The sequence below is a fragment of the Pseudomonas sp. NPDC047961 genome (genome assembly GCF_050272435.1).
Taxonomy (GTDB): domain Bacteria; phylum Pseudomonadota; class Gammaproteobacteria; order Pseudomonadales; family Pseudomonadaceae; genus Stutzerimonas.
This window is the reverse complement of the sequence record NZ_JBNNMD010000006.1, coordinates 152700-165386: the sequence shown is the minus strand read 5'-3', so window position 1 is coordinate 165386 and position 12687 is coordinate 152700. Positions and strand designations below refer to the sequence as shown.

The 12687-nt window shown below is 61.4% G+C and carries 12 protein-coding genes and 1 riboswitch; of the genes, 6 read left to right on the top strand and 6 right to left on the bottom strand.

Annotated features, from left to right (window positions below):
• Positions 1-324: 324 nt before the first annotated feature.
• Positions 325-543 carry a DUF2970 domain-containing protein gene (locus ACQKIK_RS19090; protein ID WP_045427575.1) on the bottom strand — a complete coding sequence of 73 codons (219 nt, stop codon included), beginning with the start codon at positions 541-543 and terminating at the stop codon, positions 325-327.
• Positions 544-702: 159 nt separating this feature from the next.
• Positions 703-835: riboswitch (cobalamin riboswitch) on the top strand.
• Positions 836-924: 89 nt separating this feature from the next.
• Here ACQKIK_RS19090 and ACQKIK_RS19085 point away from each other — a divergent pair.
• From ACQKIK_RS19085 to ACQKIK_RS19075, 3 genes are read left to right on the top strand one after another with little or no spacing between them, the layout of a single operon-like run.
• Positions 925-5202, top strand: coding sequence for a cobaltochelatase subunit CobN (locus ACQKIK_RS19085; protein ID WP_499137116.1), 4278 nt, complete (start codon positions 925-927; stop codon positions 5200-5202).
• A 1-nt stretch (position 5203) separates the two neighbouring features.
• Entirely contained in the window at positions 5204-5680 is a 477-nt protein-coding gene (locus ACQKIK_RS19080) for a MotA/TolQ/ExbB proton channel family protein (protein WP_499137115.1), read from the top strand.
• Positions 5658-5957: a DUF2149 domain-containing protein gene (locus tag ACQKIK_RS19075; RefSeq protein ID WP_499137114.1), complete on the top strand. Its 300-nt coding sequence runs from the start codon at positions 5658-5660 to the stop codon at positions 5955-5957. The genes ACQKIK_RS19080 and ACQKIK_RS19075 overlap by 23 nt, the downstream gene beginning before the upstream one ends.
• A gap of 42 nt (positions 5958-5999) precedes the next feature.
• Here the strand turns inward: ACQKIK_RS19075 and ACQKIK_RS19070 are convergent, their stop codons facing one another.
• From ACQKIK_RS19070 to ACQKIK_RS19055, 4 genes are all read right to left on the bottom strand, one after another.
• Positions 6000-6443 (bottom strand): 3-phosphoshikimate 1-carboxyvinyltransferase, encoded by a 444-nt coding sequence (locus ACQKIK_RS19070; RefSeq protein WP_499137113.1) that lies wholly within the window; start codon positions 6441-6443, stop codon positions 6000-6002.
• 47 nt (positions 6444-6490) lie between these two features.
• Positions 6491-7834, bottom strand: a complete 1344-nt coding sequence (locus ACQKIK_RS19065; RefSeq protein WP_499137112.1) for a leucine-rich repeat-containing protein kinase family protein — start codon at positions 7832-7834, stop codon at positions 6491-6493.
• A 70-nt stretch (positions 7835-7904) separates the two neighbouring features.
• Positions 7905-8960, bottom strand: coding sequence for an RNA methyltransferase (locus tag ACQKIK_RS19060; protein ID WP_463287373.1), 1056 nt, complete (start codon positions 8958-8960; stop codon positions 7905-7907).
• An 86-nt stretch (positions 8961-9046) separates the two neighbouring features.
• Positions 9047-10195, bottom strand: coding sequence for an MFS transporter (locus tag ACQKIK_RS19055; RefSeq protein WP_499137111.1), 1149 nt, complete (start codon positions 10193-10195; stop codon positions 9047-9049).
• A gap of 204 nt (positions 10196-10399) precedes the next feature.
• Here ACQKIK_RS19055 and ACQKIK_RS19050 point away from each other — a divergent pair, with 204 nt between their 5' ends.
• From ACQKIK_RS19050 to ACQKIK_RS19040, 3 genes are all read left to right on the top strand, one after another.
• On the top strand, positions 10400-10702 hold the full coding sequence (locus ACQKIK_RS19050) for a DUF1883 domain-containing protein (RefSeq protein WP_045427559.1): 303 nt from the start codon (positions 10400-10402) through the stop codon (positions 10700-10702).
• Positions 10703-10855: 153 nt separating this feature from the next.
• Positions 10856-11371, top strand: coding sequence for a MarR family winged helix-turn-helix transcriptional regulator (locus tag ACQKIK_RS19045; protein WP_499137110.1), 516 nt, complete (start codon positions 10856-10858; stop codon positions 11369-11371).
• Positions 11364-12275 (top strand): DMT family transporter, encoded by a 912-nt coding sequence (locus ACQKIK_RS19040; RefSeq protein WP_499137109.1) that lies wholly within the window; start codon positions 11364-11366, stop codon positions 12273-12275. Before ACQKIK_RS19045 ends, ACQKIK_RS19040 begins: the two co-directional genes overlap by 8 nt.
• Before the next feature lie 58 nt (positions 12276-12333).
• Here ACQKIK_RS19040 and ACQKIK_RS19035 read toward each other — a convergent pair whose 3' ends face one another.
• Positions 12334-12666: a DUF5629 family protein gene (locus tag ACQKIK_RS19035; protein ID WP_499137108.1), complete on the bottom strand. Its 333-nt coding sequence runs from the start codon at positions 12664-12666 to the stop codon at positions 12334-12336.
• Positions 12667-12687 lie beyond the last annotated feature (21 nt).

Below are 12687 nucleotides of genomic sequence, written 5' to 3'. Positions count from 1 at the left end.
CGGCCGCGCACCCGTTGATGGGAGGCCGGCACGATACCAGCTAGCGTTTATGCGCAAAAGTGATGTTTGGGAATATGTTTAGAACGAAACGCTGCTTTTCAGGCATTTCAATCGCTGGCCTTGAGCGCTCCGTATGCATGGTCTTAACTGCAATCAATGCGATCCTCAACGACAAGGTATACCGCTGTGTCAGAGCATTTGAAACGCCATGATAATGACAGCCGCGCAGATGCCGCCGCGATCTTCTTTCTGATCCTGCTCGCAGTGGCGACAGCAGTGTTCTGGGTTAGCCACCAATAACCTGGCGGCCTCTACATAACCGGGTTAAACGCCGACTAGATAGAGCACCAGCTTGACGATCCCCAAAATCACCAGGACGAACGCTACGGTGAAGCCGACGCCGAGCAGAATGAAATGGCTGGGTTTACCGTGGCTGAAATCCCGCACTCGATTCTTTCCACTCTGCACGCCCAAAGCGCCGGCCAGCATGCTTTGAAGCATCTGCCGCAGCGTGAGCGATTTGGGTTGCCTATCGTCGTCCATAAGTGTCTCCGTGAGGCTGAATGCCTTGAAGTCTAGTCAGCAATCCTGCTTCTGGAGAGATCAATCCGATGGTTAGCGACATCATCGGGTCGTCACGCTTGTCGTTGCTTGATCTTGCCTAAGTCGGCGCGTAAGGTTCGCGCCTCGGCCGCCTAGCGGTTGAACAATTGAAGTGCGTGGTGCCCGGATCATGGTCCGGGTTAAATGGGAAATCAGTGCAAGCTGATGCTGCCCCCGCAACGGTAGAGTCGATCCGACTGAGCCCGATACCAGCCCGTACTTCCCAGGAACTGTCGCGGTGGGCGACGTACTCAGTTTTGTCGCTATGCCGGTTTGGCTAGGCGGCTTATCTGTTGCCCACTGCACCCGGATGGAGTGGGCATGTCTTTCGCCTTTCGCTGCGTGGCACTAGCGCTTCTGTTACTGACGCAAGTGGCACCGGTTAGCGCCAGTCAGATCAACGCGATTATTTCCGAATACAGCGCTGCTGAGTTCGCTTCAGCTGCCGCTTTGCTAAAGCAACGATTCCCTGAGCGTACCGTTAGCGCCCGGACTCCGGAGCAACTGGCAGAGCTGGACGACGCCGCGATCGCCCAATGGCTTGCCAGTGGAAGGCGCTTGCTCGTGGTGGGTGTATTCGGGGCGGAAGTCGAGCGTTTGCGACCGTTGATCGAGCGGCACAGCACAGGCGAACGCTTCATCATGCACAGCGATCAGGCGTTGGTGGCGATGAGTCGCACCAATGACCGTATGGTGTTTGCCAACCGTGATCAGGCGGTAAGCCTGGGGGCCGAAAAACCCGCTGGTGATCTGGATGCGTGGGTTCAGTCGCTAGCGGCCGCCAACCCGGTTCAAGCCCAATGGATCGAAGCTCGCAGTTATTGGCTTGCCGGTGGTAGCGATAATATTGCGCGGTTGCTGGTGTGGCTGACGGACCGCGACAACCCAGGCGACACTGCCGAGCCTGCACAGGCGCGGCCGGCGATGCGTTTCTATCAGGACGGCGCGGTAAGGGAAGCTCAGGATCTCGCCTGGCGCGGCGAGCGAATGGTTGCGGTGATTGACCATGGCCGTGCTGATCGACGCGGAGATGCCGACCTCAACGATGCGTTGTGTCAGACCCTGCAGCAACGCGACATCGCATGCGTCAGCCTCTTTGCCAGCTGGGGTGAGGGCACGTTGCAGGCGTTACATTGGCTAAACGATGCTGCGCACCCACCGCTGGCGGCGGTAGTTGTGCTGCAGGATTTCGTCCTCGGCGGCGGTGAGGGGCGCGAGGAGGCAACCGAACTCCTCAAACAGCTCGATGTGCCTGTATTCAAGGCGCTGCGTTTGGACGACCGCGACGAGAACGTGTGGCAGCTTTCCAGCGATGGGCTCGGTCGTGACAAGGTGCATTACCAGCTGGCGATGCCCGAATTGCAGGGTACCGGCCAGCCGATGGTGCTGGCGGCTTGGAAGTCGTCCCAGATCGACCCAAATTCGGGGATTCGCTTTGGCTTCAGTCAACCGCTACCTTCCCGTGTCGAGGCCATGGCGGCTCGCCTGGCCCGTTGGCAGCAGCTGCAGACGAAGGCGAATGCGGACAAGCGCTTGGCAATCATCTACTACAACCACCCACCGGGGCGGCACAACATCGGCGCGGATAACCTCGATGTACCGCAATCGCTGTTCACCATCCTTCAGCGTTTGAAAACCGAAGGCTACGACACTGGAACGCTGCCAGGCTCGCCGGAGCAGCTGCTGGAGCTGCTGCAAGAGCAGGGTGTCAACCTGCCGGAACAGGGCGATGCGCTGGCTGCGATGGCACGCAAGGCCGTTACGGTCGATACCGATGGTTACCGTCGCTGGTTTCATTCGCTGCCATCGGCATTGCAGGCGGAGATGGTCCAAGGCCCGCTGGGGTATTGGAATGCGCAAATGCGCCGCGCGTTACAAGCCTCACAGCTGGACATCGCCAGGTTGACTCTGAAAAGCGGTTCCAGCGAGCTGCACCATGTGCTCGACGGTGTCGTCCATCCGGCACGCGAGCGCGCGTTGGATCTGTTAGCCCAGCTCGAAACCTTTTATGAGCAGGCGCTGAGCCAGCCCGGGCTGGCTGATTGGGGCCAGGCTGACAGCCTCATTCAGGCGCTGGCAGAGACGGGCATTGAGGGGTTGCGCGGGTGGGGAGAGGCGCCGGGTCAGGTCATGGTGCATGACGGCCAGATGGTGCTGCCGGGGGTGCAGTTTGGCAACATCTTCATCGGGCCGCAGCCCCCTAGGGGCTGGGAAGTCGACGAGGAACTGCTCCATGCCAACCTGGTGTTCCCGCCACCCCATCAGTACCTGGCCCTGTATCACTGGTTGCGTGACGAGTTCAGGGCTGATGCGCTGATCCACCTGGGTCGTCACTCCACCTATGAGTTTCTGCCGCGTCGTCGAGCAGGGCTCAGTGCCGAAGACTACCCGACGCAGATCGTCGGTGACCTGCCGAGCATCTATCCCTACATCGTCGATGGGGTTGGCGAAGGGATTCAGGCCAAGCGTCGTGGGCTGGCCGTCATGATCGATCACCTGACTCCGCCGCTGGTGGCTACGCCGCTTTATGACGATCTGCTCAAGTTGCGCCAATTGATCGAGAGCTTCGAGACGGGCACTGGCAGCAGCGAAGGGCCGGCGCGGCGCGCCACCATTGCCGAGATCAAGCGGTTGGTGACTCGTTCCAGGCTGGAACCCGAGCTACGCGAGTCCATGGCCGAGCCGCTGGCAGCGCGCGGTATCGATTTCGAACAGGTGGATGATGACTTGCTGGTGCACGAGGTCGGGCATTACCTGACGAATATTCAGGAGCGCTTCATGCCGCTTGGCCTGCATGTGTTCGGCCAGCCCTGGGCGCCGGAAGCCGTGGACACCTTGCTGGCGTCCATGAATACCGAGGAGTCGCGTTACCGGCAGGCACTGATTGATTCACCGGATGCGGAAATGCAGGCGCTGGTCGACGCGCTCAACGGCCGATTCGTCGAGCCAGGCAAAGGCAACGATCCGATCCGTACGCCGGAGGCGTTACCGACCGGTCGCAATTTCCATGCGCTCGACAGTAGCCTGATCCCGAGTCGCATCGGCTGGAGTATTGGCAGCGAGCTGGCCGACCGTGCGCGACAGCGGCCAATGGAGCAGGGCGGACGCGAGGCCGTCATTCTCTGGGCATCCGATACCGTCCGTGATGAAGGCGCCATGATCGCCTTCGGACTGGATCTGCTTGGCGTAGAACCTGTGTGGAACAGCCGGGGCATCGTCGAAGGCATCAAGCGAATACCTGCTTCAACCGGGCGCGAGCGACGCGACCTGATGTTCACCACCTCCGGTTTGTTTCGCGATCTTTATGCCGATCAGCTTGCACTGCTCGAATGCGGTGTACTGCTAGCGCTGGACGGCGCCAGCGAAACCATTCGCCGTGACTACCCTGCGCTGCGTACGTCGCTGGATGCGGCACTGCAACCGCTCGGTGCGCTCGCAAGTGGCGACGATGAAAGTCTGACGTTGAATCTGGTGGCGGCTAATTGGGTGCGGGACGCCGCGCAGCGACTCGACTCAGGCGCTGAGCCTGAGCAAGCCGGTAGCCTCGCCGCGTTGCGGCTCTTCGGTGTTGCACCGGGCGCCTACGGCGCCGGGGTCAATACGCTCGTCGAACGTTCTGGCAGCTGGCAGGAACGCGGCGAACTCGCACGCAGCTACGTCAATCGCATGGGCCATGCGTATGGTTTGAACCACCAGGGCGAGCCCGTGCAGGCGGTGTTCGAAGAGAGCCTGAAGCACGTCACCCGCACCTATCTCGGGCGTTCCAGCAATCTGTATGGCTTGATGGACAATAACGATGCCTTTGACTACCTCGGCGGCTTGAGCATGGCCGTGGAGCACCTGAGCGGAAAAGCGCCGGAGAATTTCGTCAGCTGGCACAACGATCCGCAAAAGGTTCGTCTTGAGCCACTGCAGCAGGCGCTGCTGGCCGAACTGCGCGGGCGATTCCTGAATCCGGCCTGGATCAAGGCGCTGATGCAGCATGACTACGCTGGCGCACGCACCATGGGCAGCGAATTTCTGGAGTACCTCTGGGGCTGGCAGGTGACCAACCCCGAGATTATCAAGGACACCGCCTGGGAAGAGGTCAAGGCGGTCTATCTGGATGACAGGCATGCGCTGGGCATCGACGCCTTTCTCGAGCAAGGGGCCAACGTGCATGTCAAAAGCAACATGCTCGCAATCATGCTGGTGGCGATTCAGAAGGGCTTTTGGAAGGCCGACGAGGCGACCCAGCACGCACTGGCCGAGCAGTTTGCCACTCTGGTCGCCGCGCATGGCTTGCCGGGGAGCGGGCATACCCGACCGGATCATCCGATGTTCGAGTGGCTGATGCCGAAGCTCGGCGACCCGCTGCGCGACGCGCTGCAGGCGCGGCTGAATGCGGCTCTTCGGGCAGCGCCGCCATCGAACCCCCCGAGCAGCATCAGCGAAATTCAGCCGGAGGCGGACACCGCTCAGGCCGAGCCGGCTCAAGCTGAAACACAAGGTGACGAGAGCGCCAGCCAGTACCTCTGGCTGGCTGCGCTGATCGTTCTGCTGCTGTTGGGACTGGGTATCTGGCGTGGTCGCGGGCCACGGTCGAGGGGAGTCGCTTAACGTGTTCGACAATCAATTGTTCAGTTGGCTGCATTTGCTGGTGGGCTGGCTGTTACAGCCCGTGACCTGGGGTCTGTTCGGCCTGTTGGCGCTCGCCATCTGCGATGCCGGTGTCGCCGTGGGCGAGCGGTTCGGCGGCCTGCGCCGTTGGCGCCTGCTGCCCCCGGCGGAAATCGAGCGGCGCGCACGCCGAAGGCTCGATCGAGCCGATCTGGTGGCACGGGTTGGTCCGATGCTCGGGCTGATGGGAACGCTGATTCCACTGGGGCCCGGTTTGGCGGCCCTGGGGAATGGCAACGTGCAGATTCTCAGCGTGGCCATGCGCGTGGCCTTCGATACCACCGTGCTCGGTTTGTTGATCGGCGTGCTCGGCTTCGCATTGGGTCGCTTGCGTCGACGCTGGTACGACGAACTCCTTGATGAACTCGAAGCCCGGACTAACCAGGAGCGCGACGATGAGCCGGCGCTGGCGCTCTAGTCGGTTCGCCGCGGGCGACGACGATCCGCTGGGGCCGCTGGCGAACATGGTCGATGTCGTGCTGGTGTTCGCCTGTGGGTTGATTGCAGCGCTGGTCGCGCAGACGGATCTGCTGGAACAGTTGAGTGCTGCGAAACAGCCGATAGCCGTCGAGCGCGGGCGAGAGCTGCCCAAGCTACCAGACAGCGTTGACGGTGATGGCGGACAGGGCTTGGAGAGCGTCGGGCAGGTTTACCGTGATCCGGCTACCGGCAAGCTGATCCTCATCGGCGATTGATGCCTGTTGCAGCCGAATCAGCGTTCACAGGCCAGGTTTAGATCATCCTTTGAACCAATCCCACAGGCCCAGCGAATAGTTCGGCAGCAGATTGATTCCGAGAGCCGACTTGACTAGGTACAGGGCGACCAGGCCTACCAGCACAGAGAAAAACAGAAACGCAGTGATCGCGCCGGCTTTGGCGGCCAGCGACAGGCTGCGTTGGGCTCGACTCAGGCTGCGCTTGTTTCGCCCGCCAACCAACACGAAATAGTACTGGTTGCTCCACAGGCTGAAGGTCCCGCGTAGGTCAAGCTTGTGCCTGGCCCATGAGCGGGTCGCGAAGGCACTGCGCAACCCGTCCAGCTGCTGTGGGGTGAAGCTCTCTCGCAGGTCTGCAGGAAGCCGTTGTTTGAGCCCGACCACGAACGGGTCATGGTCTAGCGTGACCGTATCGCTGGCATAGCGTTCGGGTACGTCGTCGGGTTTTGGTTCTGGGGCGAGCATAGCGTCAGGTTGCCGTCGGAAAGCGAGATGGACGATGGCCCATGCAACTACCTGGCCGAAACGCTCCGTTGCGGCGCAAGCTGCGTCAACTGCGCGACCACCTGGTTGAAATCCGGGCGTTGGCTGGAGTCTTCCTGCATGCACTGACGCTGCAGGATCGCAAGCTGCACAAGGCGCTCGTCCTGACCGTTGGCGTCGCAGCGCTCCAGCAACTCCTCGAGCAAACAGCCGAACGCACGCGTTTCGATACGCTGCAGCGCCTGGCCCGCAGCGGTCTCCGGTTCGAAGAACGAGGCTGCACCGAAGTCGCTGAGCAGCGTCTGGCCACGCGAGTCGACCAGCAGGTTATGCGCATAGAGGTCGCCGTGCAGGATACCGCGCGGGTGGAAATGGCTGGTCGCCGAGGCCGCACCTGTTGCGATCCGCAGCAGCTGGTCGGCGGAGAATCGTTGCGCCGGTGTGTAGCAGTCGCGGGTGCAGCTGGCCAGTGATGGCGGACCGGCGAGCACCCGGTACGACGGATCAATGAGAGCCATCAGCAAACCCGGTGGCGCATCGGTGCGGTCGGCCAATGGTCCGGCAATGCTGATCAGGTTGGGATGTTCGCCAGCGGCGATGCAGGCCGCCATCTCGCTATGGGGGAGCCCGTCACTGGTCAGGCTGCCTTTGAACAGTTTGGCTGCCATGGCACGGCTCGGCTGGCCGGGCGCTTGCCAGTCAGCACGATGAACGACGCCGGATGCGCCCTGGCCAAGCACGTCGCCGAACATGATCTGCCTGCGGTCGACCGGTGGCAGCGGATGCTGCGCCAAGGTCTGCGATTCCAGCGCATCGCTGAACGGGTTGCCGGCGAACGCCAGCCAGCTAAGACGCGGCATAGACAACAGCCACTGCGGCAATGCTGGCAACTGATTGGCGGCGATGCGCAGCAATTCCAACTGGCGGCAGCGAGCAAGCGACTCGGGCAATGCGGCTAGCTGGTTGCCGGCGAGCATCAGCTTCTGCAGGCGGTCGCAGCGTCCAATTTCGTCAGGCACCGCTTCGAGCTGGTTGTCGGTCAGGATCAGCCAGCGCAGCCTGGGCGGCAGCGCGTCAGCGGGCACGTGGCGGATGCGATTGGCTTTGAACCCAACCATCTCCAGACTGGCGCAGTGGCCGATCGAGGCGGGCAGCTCGGTGAAAGGGTTGTCCGAGCAGAATAGGATGCGCAGCTTGTGCAGGCGCGACAAATCGTCAGGCAAACTGCTGAGCTGGTTCCCTGAAAGGTTGAGAATTTCCAGGCTATCAGCCAGGTCGAATATGGCTCGAGGGAAAGTCTCGAGCTGTTCTGACAGGTCCAGGCGGGTTGTTCCGGCGAGGTCGCCGCGTTCAAGTTGTGCCAAGGTGTGCATGCGTGCTCTCGCATTCGGTCGGAGCCGGGAATTGGGTCAATGCGCTAGGACACTGCACGCTGTAACCCGTTCAATTAGCGTCTAGCACGGGCGATTCAGCCGGACGCTGGCGTGCACGGATCACACGCTCCGCACGGGCGCGCAGTTGTCCGCAGCCTCCATCGATGTCCTGTCCCGCCGAGTTGCGCACCTTCGTCAGCACCCCGTTTTCATGCAGATAGCGCATGATCTGATGGATGCGATCAGCCTCTGGCCGCTGAAACTCGTCGTCATCGAGGCTGTTGTAGGGGATGACGTTCATGATCGCGAACTTGCCGCGCAGCAAGCGGATGATCCCGTCCATCTCGTTCTGGCTGTCATTGATGCCTTTGAGCAGCGTCCACTGATATTGAATCGGATAGTCGACGAGGCGGGCATAGGCTTCGCCCAGCTCGACAAGTTCGGCGGGATCGAACTGAGGCGCTCGCGGCAGCAACTCGCGGCGCAATGCGGCGTCGGTGCTGTGTAAAGACAGGGCCAGAGCGGGTTTCACTTTCTGCAGCGGCAAGCGCTCGAATACGCGCCGGTCGCCAACCGTGGAGAACACCAGGTTCTTGTGCCCGATGCCTCCATCGGTGCCCAGCAAGTCGATGGCGTCGAGCACGTTGTCGAGGTTGTGAGCAGGCTCGCCCATGCCCATGAAGACGACTTTCTTGACCGGGCGGAAACGTCGCGCGAGGGCGACCTGGGCGACGATCTCGGCGCTGCCCAATTGGCGCAACAAGCCACTCTTGCCAGTCATGCAAAAGACGCAGCCCACGGCGCACCCGACCTGACTCGATACGCAGAGACCGGCTCTGGGCAGCAGTACGCTCTCGACCATCTGACCGTCAGCCAGCGCCACCAGCAACCGTGCGGAACCATCCGAGCCCGGATGCTCAGAACTCAGGCGGGCCAGCCCTTCAATTGACTGGCTGACCTCATGCAGGCCGTTGCGTACGGACAACGGGAGGAAGTCTTCCGTCCGCTGGTGGCGCGTGCCGGTGTCCAGCGGTGTGCCATTCAGCCAGGCACGGGTCACCCGGCCAATGTGGATGGGCTTGGCGCCGATCGAGGCGAGCTGCTGGTGAATGTCTAGGATACGCATAGGTCGCGCATTCTAGCCAAACGTTATTGGCCGGTCTGTAGCTCTTTACGCGGTGCTGATGCCAGACCTCATGCTCCCCCGAGCGGTTAGTCTCTGAACCGATGGCTCCCAAGCGCTAGCATGAACAACAGCGCCGCGAGCAGGGCGAAGGCCAGCGTCAGCGATGCGTAGTGAGCAATCACACCGATCAGCGCCGGGCCTGCAAGCACCCCTGCAAACCCGATGGTGGTCGCTGCGGTAATGGCTTGATGGACAGGCATGGCGTTCTGTCGGCTCAACGACGAGATCAATACCGGCGAGACGTTGGCGCAGCCAAGCCCGCAGAGCCCATAACCGAGCAGGGCAAGCCCCCAATGCTCGGTGAGAATGGTCAAGCCAATGCCGAAAGCAGCCAGCAATCCACCCAGGCCGATCACTCTGGCGGTGCCCAGGCTGTTGACCACCGGCGCGCCGGCGAAACGTCCAACTGTCACCATCAGGGCGAAGCTGGCGTATCCCAGGCCTCCTTTGGCGGTTTCCAGTGCCTTCTGCTCAGTCAGATAAAGCGCGCTCCAATCCAATACTGCGCCTTCGGCCAGATAGACGACGAAGGTCATGGCGCCGACCAACAGCACCGCGCCTGTCGGGCGGATGAACGCGACTCCGCCGGCTGGCGCCTTGTCCCGCAGATAACCAGGGCTCACTGCGAGATTGGCGAGGGCGATGACTGCGATCATCAGCAGTGTGCCGGTGGCAGGGGCGAGGCCAAGCGTCAACGCGCCGGTAAGTGAAAGCGCGCCGCTAATCGAACCTAAGCTGAACATGCCGTGAAAGTTCGACATGTGGCGCTTGCCCGTGTCTCGCTCGATCACGACGCCCTGGATGTTGAGCACTACGTCGATCACGCCAAGGCTGCCGCCGAAACAGAAAAGCGCGAGGGCCAGCACTGCGAGCGATTGGCTGAAGGCCATGCCCAACAGGGCGAACAGCAGCAGGACGACACTGCAGAGCACCACCGGACGGATGCCGCGTTGTGTTACGAGCAGTCCGGACAGTGGCATCCAGGTCAGCGAACCGACACCGATACACAGCAGCAACGTACCGAACACTGCGTCGCTCATCTCGATGCGTTCGCGCACGTACGGCACCAGCGGTGCCCAGATCGACAGACCGAATCCGGCCATGAAAAAGCCGATGCGTGTCGCGCGGCGCGTGATAGTCGAGGTTGCATTGACGGGCGTAATAGCCGCAGGCATCTCAGGTGTCCTTGGTCTAACGGAGGGCCGCGTTCATACGTCGAGTGATCGGCTGCGGCGCGCATTGTGTCAAAGAACTGCGACGGCAGCCGAACCTTCCGCAGTGCAGCTAGTGCTAGTTGGATCTGCCCGTTCAAACCATCGAGCGGGCCGAACGCTCATGGTAATCTTCGCCTTTGCCAACATGCGGCCCCGGAGCGGTACATGAAGTTCATTCACCAGCGCGAACACCTCAATGAAGACGATTTCGTGATTATTGAATGCTCGCAGCCTTGCAACATCCGCCTGATGAACGACAAGAATTTTCGTAGTTTCAAGAATGGCGGGCGACACATCTATCACGGCGGTGCGTTCGACAATTTCCCGGCACGGATAAAAGTGCCCAACACCGGCTTCTGGAACATCACCATCGATACGGTGACGCGCAGGGCCGTCAGCGTCACGCGCAAGCCGGCCTTGACCCACTCGATCAAGATCGTTCGCAACTCACCCTCCGAGCTCCGCTGAAAGCCTCCTAGTCTCCCTTTAGTGCGCTGAGCGCTCCGTTGCGGATCGATTGATGGCCATCCATCGATCGGGCCCGTGCCGGTGTTCCGGAACGTTGCTTCTTTCGATGCGCCAGATTATCTTCACGTGAAGATTCTTGTTCTGGAGCTATCTATGTCAGAGAGGCAACGCAGCGACCATGTGGATCGCGTGCTCGCGCAATGGCGCGCCGTGCAACCTGACGCGGATGTATCGCCCATGGCGATATTCACCCGCCTGTACCGCCTTTCCAAATACCTCAATCGCAGCGTGGCCTCGGTGTTCCGCCGACATGGGTTGCACGATGGCGAGTTCGACCTGCTCGCCACGCTCTACCGCAGCGGCCAGCCGCAGGGGCTCACGCCCAACGCGTTGCGTCACGCAGCGGTACTCAGCTCAGGGGCGATGACCAATCGGCTGGACCGCCTGGAGGCTGCCGGGTTAATTCAGCGAGTACCGAATCCGGAAGACCGGCGCAGCTTGTTGATTCGTCTGAGCGATGAAGGGCAGAAGGTACTGCTCGGGTGCCTCGATGAATATCTCGCCACCCTGCACGAGATGCAGGCGCCGCTGGATGTCCAGCAAAAACAGGCACTGGCGGCCGGGTTGCGCACGCTGCTGTTGGCGCTGGAGGAGGGGCACAATGACTGAGACCAGGCGGGGAGTCACGCTCGCGCATCTTGGCATGTTGCTCTGGGCGCTTTTTGTCGGGTTGTCCTTTCCGGCAGTGGGGCTCATGACCGAAGGTTTGCCGCCTCTGTTACTAACGGCGATTCGCTTCATGATTGCCGCCTTGGCGCTGTTCCCATTGTTATGGCGACAGCCCGAGCGATGGCCGAGTCTGCGTGGGCTGCTGCTCTACGCGTTGATGGGGCTGAGCCTGGCTGGGTTCTTCGGCACCATGTTCTGGGCGGCTCATCGAATCAGTGCTTTGTCGATGGCGACGTTATTTGTCAGCGTGCCGCTGCTTGCCTATTGCATCGGGCGCGGGCTCGGCGTGGAGCGACCAGCCGGACGATTGCTGGCGATCCTTGCGTTGGGCGCCGTTGGCGCATTGGGTCTGGCCTGGGCCGAGAACGGCGGTCACTTTTCGGGATTGCAGCTGGGTTTCGGCGAGCTGGCGTTTCTCTTCGGCTGTGTGGCGTCCGCACTGTATCCAGTGCTGAGCAAATGGGGATTGCACCGCGGCTGGCTGGCGCCGCAGGCCGTGCTGCGGACCTTTTGGAGCCTGCTGATGGGCGCATTGCTGATCGGCGCCTTGGGCTTGATCTGGGAGCGGCCCAGCGCGCTCGCGTATATGACGACCGAAGACGTCGCGCTGGTGGCATACCTTGGGGTCTTTTCCAGTGGCATGACGTTCTTTCTGCAGCAGCGCGCGACCGCTGTCCTGACGCCGGGTGCGGTAACCGCCTATAGCTATCTGGTGCCCTTCGTATCGATGGTGCTGCTGTTTGTAGAGCAGCCGCAACGAATGGGTTGGCAGTGGCTACCGGGCAGCTTGTTGGTCATTCTCGCTATCGGACTACTGCTCAGACGAGGTACGACATCTGACTGACGAGCATCACTTTCGACCCATTCCTTGGCTATTCCCGAGGCAGTAGACGGTTCGCGGTTCACTCGTCGTCAGCGCTTGCGCTTACCGCGCCAAGACAGCGAAGGCGGCTCTGCGGTGAGCTCCCGACCGTCCAATACTGCTCATCTTCGCAGTACACTGCTTCCATCACACTGTTATAGCTGAACGACCATTGGCGCCGCTCACGGCCGTCGACCGACTCTATTTGAACAACGATTTCATCACTGGCGAAGGGCTCACTTGCGACTGCGGCCGCGTCGGCACGGTCCAGTAACGCATCGTTAAGGGTGAATTGCCAGGCGTGCAGACCGTCGACTTCGAGCATGTCGGCGGTTTCCAATTCATCGAGCAGGTAACGGGGTTCGGTAGACATTGCGCGCTTCGCATGGGGTTG